Genomic DNA, 16352 nt, shown 5'->3' on the forward strand with positions numbered 1-16352 from the left:
CGCTGGGGACGGACGAATGGACAGATTTGATTATGTGATCGTCGGTGCGGGCTCCGCCGGTTGCGTGCTCACCAGCCGGCTGAGCGAAGATCCCGGCACCAGCGTTTGCGTGCTCGAGGCCGGGCCCAGCGACTGGCATCCCTACATCCATCTGCCGGCGGGCTTCATCAAGACCTTCCACATGAAGAGCATCAACTGGGCCTACCAGCAGGAGGTCGGGCCCTGGACCGGCGGGCGCAGCATCTACGCGCCGCGCGGCAAGACGCTCGGCGGCTCTTCCTCGATCAACGGCCACATCTACAACCGCGGCCAGCGGATGGATTTCGACACCTGGGCGCAGATGGGCAATCGCGGCTGGGGCTATGCCGACGTGCTGCCCTACTTCAAGCGGCTGGAGAAGCGGGTCGGCGAGGGCGACAACACCTTCCGCGGCCGCGACGGCAAGCTCACGGTCACGACCATGGAGTGGCGCGACCCGCTTTGCGAAGCCTTCATGGAAGGCGCGGTCTCACTCGGCATCCCCCGCAACCCCGATTACAATGGCGCGAAGCAGGAAGGCGTCTCCTACTGCCAGCGCACCATCGACAACGGCCTGCGCGTCTCCGGCTCGACCGCCTTCCTCAAGCCCGCGATGAAACGGCCGAACGTGCATGTGCACACGCACGCGCACGCGACCGAGATCATCTTCGAGGGCAAGCGCGCCGTCGGCGTGCGCTACATGAAGGGCGGCCGCAATGGCACGCCGGTCGAGGTCCGCGCCAACAAGGAAGTGATCCTGTCCGGCGGCACCTACAATTCTCCGCAGCTTTTGCAGCTCTCCGGAATCGGCTCGCCGGACCTGCTCCAGGCCCACGGCATTGCCGTGCGCCATGCGCTGCCCGTCGGCGAAGGCCTTCAAGATCACTACGCGCCGCGCACGGTCGCACGCGTCAAGGATATCAAGACCATCAACGAGCTGCGCCGCGGCCTCTCGCTCTGGATCGAGGCGCTGAAATGGGCGACCACGCGCCGCGGCCTGCTGTCGCTGTCGCCGACCATGGTCTATTGCTTCTGGCACTCCGGCGAGAGCGCCGACTCTTCCGACCTCCAGCTTACCTTCACGCCGGCAAGCTACAAGGAAGGCGTGCAGGGCCAGCTCGAGGACGAGCCCGGCATGACGGTCGCGTCCTGGCAGCAGCGCCCGGAAAGCCGCGGCTATGTCCGCATCCGTTCGTCTGATCCGTTCGCGCCGCCGATCATCCAGACCAACTATCTCGACGCCGAGCTCGACCGCCGTGTCATCGTCGGCGGCATGAAGCTCGCGCGGCGCCTGCTGAAGAGTGCGCCGCTGTCGCCCTATTACGCCTACGAGGATTTCCCCGGTCCCAACATCAATACCGACGACGAGTTTCTGGCCGCTGCCACCGAACGCGGCACCACCACCTTCCACCCAGGCTGCACCTGCCGCATGGGCCCGGCGGATTCGAGCTGGGCGGTGGTCGACGACCAGCTCCGCGTCCACGGCCTGGAGGGCCTCCGCGTCATCGATGCTTCGGTGATGCCGCGCATGATCTCGGCCAACCTCAACGCCTCGACAATGATGATCGCGGATCGCGCGTCGGACCTCATCCGCGGCAAGCAGCCGATGGAAGCGGCGCGGATTCCGGATGCCGCGGTGGCGTGATATTTCGTAGGGTGGGTTGCGCTTGACGGCCAAGCCGCCCTACGAGCTCCGTTCATGGAAACGCGGCAAATGCCCCAAATCAACGATGAGCGGCAATCTGTTGGCCAGATCGCCATCTGCGCGATCGTCTTTCTCTGTACCGCCATTCCGATTGGTTTGCTGTTGCGGGTAGGGTGGCGGGATTGGACCCTGTTGGTCGGTGCCTGGGCGGCAGTGTACTTCATGGGTGGAGTGCGATGGTTTCCTTGGGGCACCCCAGTTCGAAAGGCGTTTTCAACCGGTGTGTTTGTTGGCACGGTGCTTCCAGCTCTTGAGTGGGTCTCGACGTTGCAGACCCCTTAGCCCGGATGGAGCGCAGCGCAATCCGGGACGGCCCGTCGTTTGTGGCACGATCCCGGATTACGCTTGTGCTCCATCCGGGCTACTGGATCTCGTTGCCCGTCGGCCAAAACACCCCTCACCCCCGTCAATCCCTTCCCTCAAAAATATTCCACTTTACCGAAATTCGGAATTGCGTCATAACCCAAAACAGCCCGGCCCACGAAGAGGGGCGGTTCGCGAGTCGTTCGAAACGCGGGCCGGGTTGCGGTGGACGCGGCAGCGTCGTGCGCGAGAGGCGCGGGCAGGGCGGGTAGTCCCTGTGAGCCCGAGGCTTCGTGCGGACGAGCGGCGCCGAAGTCCGGCGAAGCCTCATGGCGAAGCCGGATGAGCTGCGTACGGCAAAACCGTGTGGTCCTGGCCGTCGTTGCTACGGTCAAGCCTTTGCGGAGATGTGCGCGAGCCCAACCGGGTGGACGGCATCGTCAATTCGCAGGGCGAGGGAGGCCAGCAGGAACTCGGCTCCCGGGAGAGCATGGCATAAGCCGTCCGACCACTGCGCAGGGAAGGCCGTGTGTTTGGCTTCACCTGTATGCCGCTGTGCAGTTTTTCTGCGTGTGCTTTCGCACAGCGGACCGTGGGTGCCAGCCGGCACCCGGCCTTCCCTGCGCCCTCTTTCTTTGGGGGGGCGACGGACAGAGCAAAGCTCGGGCGAAATGCGCCGCGAGGATGCGAAGGTTTGTCTGCGATTGCGATGCGGGTTGGAGAAGCAGCGATGCCCCTTGCTCCGTCATTGCGAGCGCCGCGAAGCAATCCAGTCTGCTTCCGCGGAGGGATTCTGGATTGCTTCGCGGCGCTCGCAATGCCGAGGTGGAGGGGGCATGCGCCCACACCTCGCTCTCGCGCCCCGGACGCAGCGCAACGCTCCTTCAGCGGTGCGCTGCAGAGCCGGGACCCAGAAACCTAAACTTCCCGCCTGCTCAAGAACGCCAGCCGCTCGAACAGGTGCACGTCCTGCTCGTTCTTGAGCAGCGCGCCGTGCAGCGGCGGGATCAGCTTGCGCGGGTCGCGCTCGCGCAATTGCTCGACGCTCATGTCTTCGTTGAGCAGGAGCTTGAGCCAGTCGAGCAGCTCGGAGGTCGAGGGCTTCTTCTTCAGGCCGGGCACCTCGCGCACCTCGAAGAAGATGCGCAGCGCTTCCTCGACGAGGCGCTTCTTGATGCCGGGGAAGTGGACGTCGACGATGCGGCCCATCGTGTCGGCGTCGGGAAACTTGATGTAGTGGAAGAAGCAGCGGCGCAGGAAGGCGTCCGGCAGCTCCTTCTCGTTGTTGGAGGTGATCATCATGATCGGGCGCTGCTTGGCCTTGATCGTTTCGCCGGTCTCGTAGACATGGAATTCCATGCGGTCGAGCTCGAGCAGCAGGTCGTTGGGGAATTCGATGTCGGCCTTGTCGATCTCGTCGATCAGCAGCACCGGGCGCTGCTCGGCGGCGAAGGCGTCCCACAGCTTGCCGCGCTTGATGTAGTTCCTGATGTCCGACACACGCGCATCGCCGAGCTGGCTGTCGCGCAGGCGCGACACCGCGTCGTATTCGTAGAGGCCCTGCTGCGCCTTGGTGGTGGACTTGATGTGCCAGGTCAGCAGCGGCGCGTTCAGCGCCTTCGCCACTTCCTCCGCCAGCACCGTCTTGCCGGTGCCGGGCTCGCCCTTGATGAGGAGCGGACGCTCCAGCACGATCGAGGCATTGACGGCGACCTTGAGATCGTCGGTCGCTACATAGTCCTTGGTGCCGGTAAATTTCATTGCGCGTCCTTGTTGGTCGTCGGCCGGGGCTCGCCCCGGTCGCGACATGGGAACGGCCGCACGCGGCGGCCGTTCCTGGTTCGGTCAGGCTTTCAGACCCGTTTTATCAGCGAAAGGATGACGAGCACAATCACCGCGCCGATGGTGGCGTCCACGATGGCGCCGACCGTGCCGGTTGCGAGCTGGATGTGCAGCTGGGGCAGAACCCAGCTTGCCACGAGTGCGCCGATGATGCCGACGACGATGTTGCCGATCAGCCCAAATCCCGCCCCATGGACAATCTTGCCGGCAAGCCAGCCGGCGATCGCGCCGATGATCAGCGCTGCGAGAATTCCCATTGCAAACGTCCCCCAAACAACCCCGTGAGGCCGCCAATTCTAGAGCAAAAAGCCTCCCGGTCCAGCGCCGAGCAGTGGCCGCCGCCCCTTGACGTCCGCCACCCGACGGGCAATCTGTCACCCATGTTCCTGCAATTCTTCACTTCTCTGCGCGACGCGCAGGTCCCCGTGACGCTGCGCGAATACCTCACGCTGGTGGAGGCGCTCGACGCCGATCTGGCGGATTATTCGGTCGAGAATTTCTACTATCTGTCGCGCACCGCGCTGGTGAAGGACGAACGCAATCTCGACAAGTTCGACCGCGTCTTCGGCACCGTGTTCAAGGGGCTGGAAAGCCTGCTCGATGCCATGGAGGGGGCCGAGATCCCCGAGGAGTGGCTGAAGAAGCTCGCCGAGAAATACCTGACGGACGAGGAGAAGAAGCAGATCGAGGCCATGGGCTGGGACAAGCTCATGGAGACCCTGAAGAAGCGCCTCGAGGAGCAGAAGGGCCGCCACCAGGGCGGCTCGAAATGGATCGGCACGGCAGGCACCTCGCCGTTCGGCGCCCACGGCTACAATCCCGAAGGCGTCCGCATCGGCCAGGAGAAGAACCGCAACAACCGCGCCGTGAAGGTGTGGGACAAGCGCGAGTTCAAGGATCTCGACGGCAATGTCGAGCTCGGCATCCGCAACATCAAGGTGGCGCTGCGCCGCCTGCGCAAGTTTGCGCGCACCGGCGCGCCCGACGAGCTCGATCTCGACACCACCATCCGCGAGACCGCCAATCACGGCTATCTCGACGTGCACATGCGTCCCGAGCGGCGCAATGCGGTGAAGCTTCTGGTGTTCTTCGACATCGGCGGCTCGATGGACGCGCATATCGAGCAGGTCGAGGAGCTGTTCTCGGCGGCGAAGATCGAGTTCAAGCACATGGAGTATTTCTACTTCCACAATTGCCTCTATGAAGGCGTGTGGAAGCAGAACAAGCGCCGCTTCACCGACCGTACCCCGACCTGGGACGTGCTGCACAAATATCCTCACGACTACAAGATCGTGTTCGTCGGCGACGCCTCGATGTCGCCTTACGAGATCATGGTGCCCGGCGGTTCGGTCGAGCACGTCAACGAGGAGCCCGGCTCGGTCTGGCTCGACCGCATCATCCGCACCTATCCGCATTCGGTGTGGCTGAACCCGGTGCAGCAGAAGCACTGGGACTATTCGGAATCGACCACCATCATCAAACGCATCTTCGCCAACCGCATGTACCCGATCACGATCGAAGGTCTGGAAGGCGCGATGAAGGAATTGACGCACTAGCCACACACGCCGTCATTCCGGGGCTTGCGCAGCGAGAACCCGGAATCCATCGGGCGGCAGTGTCAGTGGAGGAATGGATTCCGGGCTCGCGACTGCGTCGCGCCCCGGAATGACGAGAAGAGGAGAACCACGTGCCCCAGACCATCACCCGCGGCATCAAGGCGCTGATCGACGAGGCCAATGCCGAGATCGAGACGCTCACAGCGAAGGATGCGATCGAGATATCCAAGAACGGCGACGTCGTCATCGTCGACATCCGCGATCCGCGCGAGATCGAGCGCGACGGCCGCATCCCCGGCGCGTTCGCCTGCACCCGCGGCATGCTCGAATTCTGGATCGATCCGCAGAGCCCCTATGCCAAGCCGGTGTTCCAGGAAGACAAGAAGTTCGTGTTCCACTGCGCCGGCGGCCTGCGCTCCGCACTTGCCGCCAAGACTGCCCAGGACATGGGCCTGAAGCCCGTCGCTCACATCGCCGGAGGCTACGCCGCCTGGCGTGACGCCGGCGGACCGGTGCAGCAATGGGAGCCGAAGAAGAAGGGGTGAGGGGGCTCGCTCCGTCATTCCGGGGCGCGCGCAGCGCGAGCCCGGAATCCATTCATCCACCAACACCGCCGCGCGATGGATTCCGGGCTCGCCCTCCGGGCGCCACGGAATGACAAGGAAACACCGATGGCCACCGATCCCCTCGTCTCCACCGAATGGCTCGCCGCCCACATCAACGACGCCAACGTCAAGGTGCTCGACGCCAGCTTCAAGCTGCCGGGCGTGCTGCCTCTGCCGAAGGACGACTATCTCGCCGCGCATCTGCCGGGCGCGGCGTTCTTCGACGTCGATGCGGTGTCCGATCATTCCAACCCGCTGCCGCATATGTATCCGAGCGCCGAGCAGTTCGGCCGTGACGTCGGCAATCTCGGCATCTCGAATGCCGACACCGTCGTGCTCTACGATGCCGGCGGCTGGGTCGCAGCGCCGCGCGCGTGGTGGATGTTCCTGTCCTATGGCCACGCCAACGTGCGCATCCTCAATGGCGGCCTGAAGAAGTGGCGCGCCGAAGCGCGCGCCGTGGAGAGCGGCGAGGTCAAGCCGAAGCCGGCGAGCTTCAAGGCGAGTTATGATGCGAAGCGTGTGCGCAGCATGCAGCAACTGGTCGCCAACGTCGAAAGCCGTGCCGAGCAGGTGATCGACGCGCGCGCTGCCGACCGTTTCGAGGGCCGTGCGCCGGAACCGCGGCTGGGCATCCGCTCCGGTCACATCCCCGGCGCCCGCAACGTGCCCTACAATCAGCTGTTCGATGCCGCGACCGGAACGATGAAGCCGCTCGACGATCTCCGCGCTGCGTTCACCGACGCCGGCGTCCAGCTCGACGCCCCGATCGTGACGAGCTGCGGCTCGGGCGTGTCGGCCGGCGTGCTGACGCTCGCGCTCTATCGCCTCGGCATCACCGACACCGCGCTCTATGACGGCTCATGGTCGGAATGGGGCCAGGAAAAAGGCCCGCCGGTCGCGACCGGGCCGGCGTGAGATTATTGCCGCGCGCGCGTGGTCGTTGCGGCGAGCGTCGGCTGCGGCCGTCCGAACGGATCGAGCTGCTGAACCGGCGGCGGTGGGCGCCGTACGACGCGGCGGCGCTTCTTCACCTTATGCGCCCGCGGCTTGGCCGCCTTGCTCTCCGGCGTGCTGCTGCCGGTCTTGACCTTCGCCGGCGGATCCTTCCAGGCCGTGGTCGCGGGATCGTTCAGTACGGCCATCTTGTCCGAGGTGATGTCGCGTGCCGATGAGGCAAGGGCGGCACTGGGGTCGGCCGCCGCCGGCGCGCTGGCGGCCGCGGCAGGCTTGGTCTCGGGGATCGACGCCGCGGTATCGGCCGGTGTGAGCGTGTCGGCGGGAGCCGGCGCAGCAGCGTCCGTTGTCTTCTCGGGCTCGGTCGTCTGGGGCTCGGACGTCTCGGCCTTGGTCGTCTCGGGCCTGATCATCTCGGGCTTGATCGTCTCGGGATTGGCCGGCTCGGCGGCCGGGACCTCAGCCGGAGCCACAATGACTTGCGGCTGGACGTCGGTCCCGGTCGTCACCGTGGCCACCTGTTCGGGCTCGCTCAACGGCAGTGCGATGGTCGGCACCTGGTCGCGCAGCGATGGCGACGGCGTCGGCTCAGCGGCCGCCTCCGGCTCGGCGCGGAGGACCGCGAGCACAGGCTGGGCGGGCTCGGGAGCTTGCGCAAACACCTTCTCCTGCGGGCCGTTCCGCCAGGAGGGGTTGCTGACATACTGCTCATGGCTCGCCCGCAGCAGCGCGGCGGCGCCCAGGCCGAACACCAGGATGGAGGCTGACAGCAGGATCGCGGCAAACAGGAAGCGAAAGCCGGGAAGCATCGAGAAATTGCGAATTTCCGCCCCGGCGGCGACGTGCCAGGGCCCATGAGCCATCTGAACGCGGTGACGATACTGATTGCCGCGTTCGCCACGCAGGGATTCTGAGCTCAAAGCGGTGGCGAATCAGGCTTATTCGAACATAGCGCAACGATTCCGCGCCGTTCCGTAAAAACCGAGCCGAAAACTCCGCCGATTTGCCGCAGGAGATGATTTTCGCCCCGTGATGCAACGGGGCAACGGTAGTGTTGCGGATCACAAATCGGCAAGTCCGGCGCAAATAAGCCCGATATGTCTTGAATGTGCCGCTATCTTCGGTCATCTGGCCGTTAACGGTCCGGACGGGGCCCGGGGACTATACAAGAGCGATGATGATCAAACATTTTCTGACGATATGCGCTGCCGCAACAGTCGCTGCGGCGGGAACCTCGCTCGCACAGGCTCAGAGCTATCCGGTCCAGCAGGCGCCGAGCTATGGGGCGCCGGCTGAATACCGCCCCGGCGACCGCGCCCCGAATTTCGACGCGCTGGAAGATGACGACGATGCGATGCCGCAGGCTGCGTTGCCGCCGCCCGGCCCGGTCGACGATCCGCGTTACGGCCGTCCGGCCGGCCCTCCGGTCTATTCGGCGGCCCCGCCGCAGGGGCCGGTGATGTCGCCGGATGATCCGCGTTATGGCCGTCCGGCTGGTCCCCCGGTCTACTCGGCGGCGCCGTCACAGGGCCCCGTGATGTCACCCGATGATCCCCGCTATGGCCGTCCCGCCGGACCGCCCGCGGTGATCTATGCCGATCGCCCGGGCCAGGCACCCGGCGGCGACGGCCTGCGCCCGCCGGAGGCCGTCGGTGGTCCCGCAGCGACTGGAGCGGTTCAGGCGCAGCCCCCCGTGGGCAACGATGGCCGGCCGATGGCGATCGCTTCGCTGCCGCCCGAGGAGCAGCCCGACGCTGCGCCGGCGCAGCTGGCGCCGAACCTGCGCCGCCAGGAAGTTTCGCTGGCGACCAAGGAGCCGGCTGGAACGCTCATCGTCGATACCCCGAACACCTACCTCTATTACGTGCTCGGCAACGGCCGGGCGATCCGCTACGGCGTCCGCGTCGGCCGCGATGGTTTCACCTGGACCGGCGTGCAGAAGATTACCCGCAAGGCCGAGTGGCCGGATTGGCATCCGCCGACGGAAATGATCGAGCGCCAGCCCTATCTGCCGCGCTTCATGGCCGGCGGCCCCGGCAATCCGCTCGGCGCGCGCGCGATGTATCTCGGATCGACGGTCTACCGTATTCACGGCACCAACCAGCCCTCGACGATCGGCAAGTTCGTCTCGTCCGGCTGCATCGGCATGCTGAACGAGGACGTCTCGGATCTGTTTGATCGGGTCAAGGTCGGCACCCGCGTGGTGGTGCTGCCGGGTGGCCCGCCGCCGGGAACGGCGACCGCTTCCGCTGCGCCGACGCCGGGTGCTGCCGGGCCGGCTCCGATGGCTGCCCAGGCTGGCCCCGTCCCGGGTACCCAGCCGACGGTGGTGCCGCCGCTGCCAGCGCCGGTCACCGTGCGCTAACCTCGCGTGGAACAATTGGATTGATTGCGGCGCGTGTGCCTCGGCCACGCGCCGCAAATGTTTGTGGCGCTGACGATGACCGGCGAGTGTGTTCGCCGGGGTGAATCCCGGCACGCGTCGACTACCTCACGGAAGAATTGCGACGACGTGAGGAGCACAGGATGCGAATCTTTGTTGCAGGCGCGACCGGTGCGATCGGTCGCCATCTGGTTGCCATGCTCATCGCCAAGGGACACACGGTCGTCGGCTCCACGCGAGCCACGGAAAAGGCCGGGATGCTCATGGCATTGGGGGCCGAACCCGTTGTCGCCGATGGCCTCGACCAGCTGCACCACCGGCGCGTGCCGCTGATCGGCGATGGCGGTGGTTACTGGTCGTTCACTCACACCGAAGATGCCGCGTCTGCCACCGTCGCCGCAGTCGAGCGCGGCCGTCCGGGCAACATCTACAACATCGTCGACGACCACCCGGCACAGGTCAGGGAATGGCTGCCGGCGCTGGCCGAGTTGCTGGGTGCCAAGCCGCCGCTTCACGTGCCGGCATGGCTCGGTCGGTTGTTGGCCGGCGAGCATATGGTCTCGATGATGACGCGTGCGCGGGGCTTCCAACGCCAAGGCCAGGCGCGAACTGGATTGGCTCCCGGCTCATACCTCCTGGCGCGACGGTTTCGCCGACGTGGCAAGGCAGCCCGTCAGCCAGCGCTCCGCCGCGTAGCCGACCGTCTAGGCCAGCTTCCGCGGCAGCTCGCCGCCCTTGGTCCAGGCATCGATCGCCTCGACCATCTGGCCGTAATGGATGCGCAGGCCGTCCTCGGTCGCGTAGCCGAGATGCGGCGTCAGCACGAGGTTGTCGAGCTTGCGGAACGGATGGTCCGTCGGCAACGGCTCGACCGAGAACACGTCGATGCCGGCGCCCGCGATCTTCTTCTGCTGCAAGGCCTCGAGCAGCGCCTGCTCGTCCACGATCGGCCCGCGCGCGGTGTTGACGAGGAAGGCCGTCGGCTTCATCCGCGCGAGATCGGCACGGCCGACCAGCCCGCGCGAACGCTCGCTCAGCACCACATGGATGGTGATGATATCGGCCTTGGCGAACAGCTCTTCCTTGCTGGCATAGCCGACGCCGGCGTCCTTGCACTTCTCCGGCGTGAGGTTCGGGCTCCATGCGATCACGTTCATGCCGAACGCTTTCGCAATGCCCGCCATCTTGCTGCCGAGCTTGCCGAGCCCGACGATGCCGAGCGTCATTCCCTCGATCTCGACGCCGGCAAAGGCCTGCCAGGGCGCGCCCGCATGCATGCGGGCGTTCTCGCGGCCGATGCCGCGGGTCAGCTCCAGGATCAGGCCCATGGTGAGCGGCGCGGTGGGGTCGCGGGAATATTGCGTGCCGCCGATCGTGACGCCCCGCGCCTTCGCGGCCTCCATGTCGATCGAGGCATTGCGCATGCCTGACGTCAGCAGCAGCTTCAGCTTGGGGAGCGACGCGAACAGGCTCTTGGGGAATGCCGTACGCTCGCGCATGGCGCAGATGATGTCGACGTCGGCGAGCGCGCTGGCCGCGGCTTGCTCGGAGGCGAAGGGATGGCTGAACACGGTGACATCGACCCGGTCGGACAGGCTTTGCCAATCGGCAACGTCGAGGGCGAGGTTGAAATAGTCGTCCAGAATTGCACAGCGCAGCCGCGTCATCAGCGTTCATCCATGGCAAGGGGCGATGGCACCGGCGGGAGCGCCATCATCGGAACCCGGCCATGGTTGCGCGCAATCACACCTGCGCGCAAGCCGCCGACATTTCAAAAATCCGCTAGGGAAGAAGGGTTCAGAGGTCGCGGGGCTTGAGCCGGAACGGCGCATTCATGCCGTGCTTGGCGCGCCAGGCCGGGCCGGGGCCGCGCATGTAATGCAGTTCGGGCCGGTAAGGGTTGAAAGCGGTGGCGAAGAAGCGCTTCCAGAAGCCCTTGATCTCCGAGGCGAACGCGGAGGCGCTGCCGGCTTCTGCCGGAACGGGAAGGGAATTGGTCTCGATCATGGCCATGACGCTGTCTCGCTGTGCTCCCGTTCATTCTGAGCGGGTGGCGCTGTTTCCGCGCGAAACCAAGCTTTGGCCTGATTTATTAAAAGAAGGTTTCAATTGTCCGGATCGGCGGCGGGATGGTGTCCGTCCCGTATTCATCCGTGGTGAACGGAGGGAAAACATTGCCCTTTGGGGGCGGGATCGCTACATCGGCGGCAAGCAAATTTCCTCAAATCGAAGGTTTTCGGGACCGATGGCGCGCCAGTTCATCTATTTCATGCAGGGCCTGACCAAGAGCTATCCGACCCGGAAGGTGCTCGACAACATCCATCTGAGCTTCTACCCGGACGCCAAGATCGGCGTGCTCGGCGTCAACGGCTCGGGCAAGTCGACGCTGCTCAAGATCATGGCCGGCCTCGACAAGGAGTATAATGGCGAGGCCTGGGTCGCCCAGGGCGCCCGCGTCGGCTATCTCGAACAGGAACCGCACCTCGATGCCAGCTTGTCCGTGCGCGAGAACGTCATGCTGGGCGTCGCCAAACAGAAGGCCATCCTCGATCGCTACAACGAGCTGGCGATGAACTATTCCGAGGAGACGGCCGACGAGATGACCAAGCTGCAGGACGAGATCGAGGCCCAGGGCCTCTGGGATCTCGACAGCAAGGTCGATCAGGCCATGGACGCACTGCGTTGTCCGCCCGACGATGCCGACGTGACGAAACTGTCCGGCGGTGAGCGCCGTCGCGTCGCGCTGTGCAAGCTGCTGCTCGACCAGCCCGAACTCCTGCTGCTCGACGAGCCCACCAACCATCTCGACGCGGAGTCGGTGTCATGGCTGGAAGGACATCTGCGCAATTATCCCGGCGCGATCCTGATCGTCACCCATGATCGCTACTTCCTCGACAACGTCACGAGCTGGATCCTCGAGCTCGACCGCGGCAAGGGGATTCCCTACGAGGGCAATTACTCGTCCTGGCTGGTGCAGAAGCAGAAGCGGCTCGAGCAGGAGGGACGCGAGGACGCCGCGCACCTGAAGACGCTGGCCCGCGAGCAGGAGTGGGTCGCCTCGTCGCCGAAGGCGCGTCAGGCCAAGTCCAAGGCGCGTTACCAGCGCTACGAGGATCTGCTCAAGCAGGCCAGCGAGAAGCAGACCCAGACTGCGCAGATCATCATTCCCGTCGCCGAGCGGCTCGGTGCCAACGTGGTCGATTTCGAAGGCCTCAGCAAAGGCTTTGGCGATCGCCTGCTGATCGACGATCTCACCTTCAAGCTGCCGCCCGGCGGCATCGTCGGCGTGATCGGCCCCAACGGCGCCGGCAAGACCACGCTGTTCAAGATGATCACCAAGCAGGAAGCGCCGGACAAGGGCACCATCACGGTCGGCGAGACCGTGCATCTCGGCTATGTCGACCAGTCGCGCGACGCGCTCGACGGCAGCAAGAACGTCTGGGAGGAGATCTCCGGCGGCAACGAGCTGATCCTGCTCGGCAAGAAGGAAGTGAACTCGCGCGGCTATTGCTCGGCCTTCAACTTCAAGGGCGCCGACCAGCAGAAGAAGGTCGGCGCGCTATCGGGCGGTGAACGCAACCGCGTGCATCTCGCCAAGATGTTGAAGTCCGGCGCCAACGTTCTGCTGCTCGACGAACCGACCAACGACCTCGACGTCGACACCCTGCGTGCGCTCGAAGAGGCGCTGGAGGATTTCGCCGGCTGCGCCGTCATCATCAGCCATGATCGCTGGTTCCTCGACCGCATCGCGACCCATATCCTGGCCTTCGAAGGCGACAGCCACGTCGAATGGTTCGAAGGCAACTTCCAGGACTACGAGAAGGACAAGATGCGCCGGCTCGGCCAGGACAGCATCATTCCGCACCGCGTGAAGTACAAGAAGCTGACGCGGTGATCCGGGCATGATGCGGCGGATGCTCATCGCTGCGGTGATCGTGATCACCTGCGGATGGTCGTCCGCCCGCGCCGCCGATGCCGCTTTCACGCAATTCATCGCCTCGCTCTGGCCGGAGGCGCAGGCCGCCGGCGTGTCGCGTGCGACGTTCGAGCGAGAGACGCGCGGGCTCGAGCCCGATTACAAGCTGCCTGATCTGATTTTGCCGGGACGGCCCGCGACGGGTGCGCCGTCGCAGGCCGAGTTCGTTCAGGTGCCGGCTGACTACGTCAAGGAAGCCTCGATCGCGCGGCTTGCGGGTGAGGGACAGCGGCTGATGCAAAAATATCGTCCGGCGCTGACGGAGATCGAGAGAAACTCCGGTGTGCCTGCGTCCGTCATGCTCGCGATCTGGGGTCGCGAGACCGATTACGGCCACTACACGCTGCCTTACGACCTCGTGCGCGTGCTGGCGACGCAGGCCTATGTCGGCCGCCGCAAGGACACCTATCGCAACGAGTTCATCCTCTCGCTGAAGATCCTCGGCGAGGGCGCGGTGACGCGCAAGGACATGCGCTCGTCCTGGGCCGGTGCCACCGGGCTCACGCAGTTCCTGCCGTCGGAATATTACAAGCACGGCGTCGATTTCGACCGCGACGGCCGTATCGACATCTGGCACTCGGTGCCGGATGCGCTGGCATCGGCCGCACAGCAGCTCGTCAACAAGGGCTGGCAGAACGGCGTGCGTTGGGCCTACGAGGTGCAGGCGCCGGCGAAGGTCGATTGCACCGCCGGCGTGCCCGAGGTGACGAAGCCGATCGGCCAGTGGCTGCGCGAAGGCTTTGTGCCGGTCCGTGGACAAAAGCTCAGCGCCGCCGAGCAGGCGCAGCCGGCCTCGCTGCTCCAGCCGGAAGGCATCTACGGTCCGTCATTCCTGACCACGAAGAACTACTTCGTCATCAAGGAATACAATTTCTCCGACCTCTATGTGCTGTTCGTCGGCCATCTCAGTGACAGCATGACCAGCCCGTTGCCGTTCGCGACGGCCTGGTCGGCCTCCAAGCAGTTGCGCACCAAGGACGTCGAGACCATGCAGCGCGGGCTCACGCGCGTCGGGCTCTACAAGGACAAGATCGACGGCAAGGCCGGCATGCAGACGCGCGCCGCGCTCGGCGCCTATCAGAAGTCGGCAGGTCTCAAGGTCGATTGCTGGCCGAGCGAAGAGGTGCTGCGCTCGATCCAGGCGGCGCGGTAGCGACGCAGCTCTTCGCCAAAGAAAAAAGCCCGGCCGATGGTTTCGGCCGGGCTTCGATCGCGGCGCGGAGGCGCCTGACGATCAGATCTTGCGATCAGATCAATAGCAAACGCGAACCGGGCGAACGACCCAGCCATAGCCGTCCCAATAGCGCTGGCGCTGCCAATAGCAGGGCGGGGGCGGCGGGCCGGGCTCGGCCACGTAAACCGGACCACCATAGGCCGGACGGCTCGACGCGATGGCGCCGCCGACGATCGCGCCGCCGATCAGGCCGGCCGCGATGCCGACACCGACGCCGTCACGGGCCTGGGCGGACGGCGTGGCGGTCACCAGCGAACCGGCGATCGTCGCAACCGTGAGGGCGGCAACTAAAGTCTTCTTCATGCTCTTGGCTCTCCTGAGAGGTGGACGCTCCTTGTTAGAAGCGCCCGGGGTTCAAAGGTTCACGCAGACTCTGATGGGATTGGCCTTGCAGCTAGGAAGCGCGCAAATGGTCAATCCGCGGTAAACGCACACGGAGCTGTGACGAGAAAAAGCGGTCTTTTTCAGGCCCCGAGATGAACGGCGCATCCGTAGTGAACCGGACCAGCAAGCGGTTTAAGCGGTTCAAGTCGCCTCAGCCACAGACTCTGACGCGGCGGACGCGCCAGCCATAGCCGTCCCAGAAGCGCTGCTTCTGCCAGACGCAGCCGTTGCCGTAATAGTCGTCGGCGACATAGCCGGGACCCGGCGCGTAATAGCGGGGCGGGTAGTAGCCGGGGCCATAGCCCGGACCATATCCGTAGGCGGGACCGGGTCCGTAATAATACGGAGAAGCCAGCGCCCCGCCGACAATGGCACCGCCGATGATTCCGGCGGCCACGCCCGCAGCGACGCCGCGCTGCGCGTGGGCTGGCGTTACGGCCGTCAGGGCCAGGGTGGCGACGGCAGCGACCGCCAGGAGCGACTTCTTCATTGGCTTGACCTCTTCATACGCGGAACTCTTTGGGGACCAGAGTTCCATACTTCGTTTGAATGATCAATGAACGGCACCTTTGCCGGGTGCGACCAAATAATATGGATCGGGCACTCCGCCAGGCGGGGATGATGGGCAATACGATGATGAATGCTTTGATCGCCGCCGGGATCGCGTTCGCGATCGGCTACGGCTGGTTCACCCACCTCCAGAACCGCGTCCGGCGCTCCCGCGCTGCGACCGGTGGCGATGGGGGAAGCAGCGAGAGCTATTCGGGAACCAGCGACGGCTTCTCGCTTGGAAGCTGGTTCTCCAGCGACAGTTCGGGAAGCTCGACCGACGGCGGCAGCTGTTCCACGAGCGATGGCGGCAGCAGTGGCGGGGATTGCGGAGGTGGCGACGGTGGGGGAGGCGGTGGCGGCGACTAGGTCCGCCGCAATCTTGATCCAGCGCAACTCGCTATTTTAGAGCCGTTCTAGGCTGTTTCCGGGCTAGTTTGGAATAGCTTCAAATTCCGGTTTTTCCTTTTGCATCCGGGCGGCCCCTTAAATATCGATGATGGCGCATCACCGAAGGGCCTTCCGCTTCCATGATCGTTTGTTCCTGTAACGTGCTGAGCGATGATGACATCCGCGCCGCCGTCGCCGAGTCCGACGACGCCGTGCGCCATGCCAAGCAGATCTACGGGTGCCTCGGCTGCAGCGCCGAATGCGGCCGCTGTGCGCGGACGATCAAGACCATCATCGACGAGGCGCTCGGCCCCTGTGCCAAGTCTTGCTGCTCCGGCTGCCCGCACAGCCACACGGTAGCAGCCAACGACGAGACGGCTGAGCCTGCCCAGTTCGCCCTCGCGGCCTGCTGAAATCTTCCGCCCCTCGGCTGAGCTTTTCCCCCGGCTG

At 65.1% G+C, this 16352-nt stretch carries 17 protein-coding genes; 10 read left to right on the forward strand and 7 right to left on the reverse strand.

What is annotated here, in order from left to right; translation table 11 throughout:
• Positions 1-16: 16 nt before the first annotated feature.
• Both OC450_RS01835 and OC450_RS01840 read left to right on the forward strand, forming a co-directional pair.
• Positions 17-1663, forward strand: coding sequence for a GMC family oxidoreductase (locus tag OC450_RS01835; RefSeq protein ID WP_211384408.1), 1647 nt, complete (start codon positions 17-19; stop codon positions 1661-1663).
• Positions 1664-1717: 54 nt separating this feature from the next.
• A complete protein-coding gene (locus OC450_RS01840) occupies positions 1718-2005 on the forward strand; it encodes a hypothetical protein (protein WP_211384409.1) in 288 nt (95 codons plus the stop codon).
• Positions 2006-2944: 939 nt separating this feature from the next.
• Here OC450_RS01840 and OC450_RS01845 read toward each other — a convergent pair.
• Positions 2945-3787, reverse strand: a complete 843-nt coding sequence (locus OC450_RS01845) for an AAA family ATPase (RefSeq protein WP_211384410.1) — start codon at positions 3785-3787, stop codon at positions 2945-2947.
• Between the two features lie 92 nt (positions 3788-3879).
• A complete protein-coding gene (locus tag OC450_RS01850) occupies positions 3880-4125 on the reverse strand; it encodes a GlsB/YeaQ/YmgE family stress response membrane protein (RefSeq protein ID WP_027519717.1) in 246 nt (81 codons plus the stop codon).
• A 123-nt stretch (positions 4126-4248) separates the two neighbouring features.
• On the opposite strand from OC450_RS01850, the gene OC450_RS01855 reads away from it, so the two are divergent.
• The 3 genes from OC450_RS01855 (at position 4249) to sseA (ending at position 6947) form a co-directional block, all read left to right on the forward strand.
• Positions 4249-5424 (forward strand): vWA domain-containing protein, encoded by a 1176-nt coding sequence (locus OC450_RS01855; protein ID WP_262047058.1) that lies wholly within the window; start codon positions 4249-4251, stop codon positions 5422-5424.
• A gap of 131 nt (positions 5425-5555) precedes the next feature.
• Positions 5556-5969, forward strand: a complete 414-nt coding sequence (locus tag OC450_RS01860; protein ID WP_211384412.1) for a rhodanese-like domain-containing protein — start codon at positions 5556-5558, stop codon at positions 5967-5969.
• A 126-nt stretch (positions 5970-6095) separates the two neighbouring features.
• On the forward strand, positions 6096-6947 hold the full coding sequence (gene sseA / locus OC450_RS01865; protein ID WP_211384413.1) for a 3-mercaptopyruvate sulfurtransferase: 852 nt from the start codon (positions 6096-6098) through the stop codon (positions 6945-6947).
• A 2-nt stretch (positions 6948-6949) separates the two neighbouring features.
• On the opposite strand, the gene OC450_RS01870 is transcribed toward sseA, so the two are convergent.
• The gene (locus OC450_RS01870; RefSeq protein ID WP_256806207.1) at positions 6950-7795 is read right to left on the reverse strand and encodes a hypothetical protein; all 846 of its coding nucleotides are present in this window, start codon (positions 7793-7795) and stop codon (positions 6950-6952) included.
• 368 nt (positions 7796-8163) lie between these two features.
• On the opposite strand from OC450_RS01870, the gene OC450_RS01875 reads away from it, so the two are divergent.
• A complete protein-coding gene (locus OC450_RS01875; RefSeq protein WP_211384415.1) occupies positions 8164-9351 on the forward strand; it encodes a L,D-transpeptidase in 1188 nt (395 codons plus the stop codon).
• 722 nt (positions 9352-10073) lie between these two features.
• On the opposite strand, the gene OC450_RS01880 is transcribed toward OC450_RS01875, so the two are convergent.
• Both OC450_RS01880 and OC450_RS01885 read right to left on the reverse strand, forming a co-directional pair.
• Positions 10074-11036 carry a D-2-hydroxyacid dehydrogenase family protein gene (locus tag OC450_RS01880; protein WP_211384416.1) on the reverse strand — a complete coding sequence of 321 codons (963 nt, stop codon included), beginning with the start codon at positions 11034-11036 and terminating at the stop codon, positions 10074-10076.
• A 130-nt stretch (positions 11037-11166) separates the two neighbouring features.
• Complete coding sequence (locus OC450_RS01885; protein ID WP_018454129.1) at positions 11167-11382, reverse strand: hypothetical protein; 216 nt, start codon at positions 11380-11382, stop codon at positions 11167-11169.
• 232 nt (positions 11383-11614) lie between these two features.
• On the opposite strand from OC450_RS01885, the gene ettA reads away from it, so the two are divergent.
• Together ettA and OC450_RS01895 are read left to right on the forward strand one after the other, a co-directional pair.
• Positions 11615-13264 (forward strand): energy-dependent translational throttle protein EttA, encoded by a 1650-nt coding sequence (ettA, locus tag OC450_RS01890; protein WP_211384417.1) that lies wholly within the window; start codon positions 11615-11617, stop codon positions 13262-13264.
• Between the two features lie 7 nt (positions 13265-13271).
• On the forward strand, positions 13272-14498 hold the full coding sequence (locus tag OC450_RS01895) for a lytic murein transglycosylase (RefSeq protein WP_262047059.1): 1227 nt from the start codon (positions 13272-13274) through the stop codon (positions 14496-14498).
• Positions 14499-14597: 99 nt separating this feature from the next.
• On the opposite strand, the gene OC450_RS01900 is transcribed toward OC450_RS01895, so the two are convergent.
• Together OC450_RS01900 and OC450_RS01905 are read right to left on the reverse strand one after the other, a co-directional pair.
• Entirely contained in the window at positions 14598-14882 is a 285-nt protein-coding gene (locus tag OC450_RS01900; RefSeq protein WP_211384419.1) for a hypothetical protein, read from the reverse strand.
• A gap of 232 nt (positions 14883-15114) precedes the next feature.
• Entirely contained in the window at positions 15115-15453 is a 339-nt protein-coding gene (locus OC450_RS01905; RefSeq protein WP_211384420.1) for a hypothetical protein, read from the reverse strand.
• A gap of 131 nt (positions 15454-15584) precedes the next feature.
• Here OC450_RS01905 and OC450_RS01910 point away from each other — a divergent pair, with 131 nt between their 5' ends.
• Both OC450_RS01910 and OC450_RS01915 read left to right on the forward strand, forming a co-directional pair.
• Positions 15585-15881 carry a hypothetical protein gene (locus OC450_RS01910; protein ID WP_256806208.1) on the forward strand — a complete coding sequence of 99 codons (297 nt, stop codon included), beginning with the start codon at positions 15585-15587 and terminating at the stop codon, positions 15879-15881.
• Positions 15882-16042: 161 nt separating this feature from the next.
• Positions 16043-16315 (forward strand): bacterioferritin-associated ferredoxin, encoded by a 273-nt coding sequence (locus OC450_RS01915; RefSeq protein WP_195802814.1) that lies wholly within the window; start codon positions 16043-16045, stop codon positions 16313-16315.
• Positions 16316-16352: the final 37 nt, after the last annotated feature.

The sequence above is a fragment of the Bradyrhizobium sp. Bra78 genome (genome assembly GCF_024519855.1).
Taxonomy (GTDB): Bacteria; Pseudomonadota; Alphaproteobacteria; order Rhizobiales; family Xanthobacteraceae; genus Bradyrhizobium; species Bradyrhizobium japonicum_G.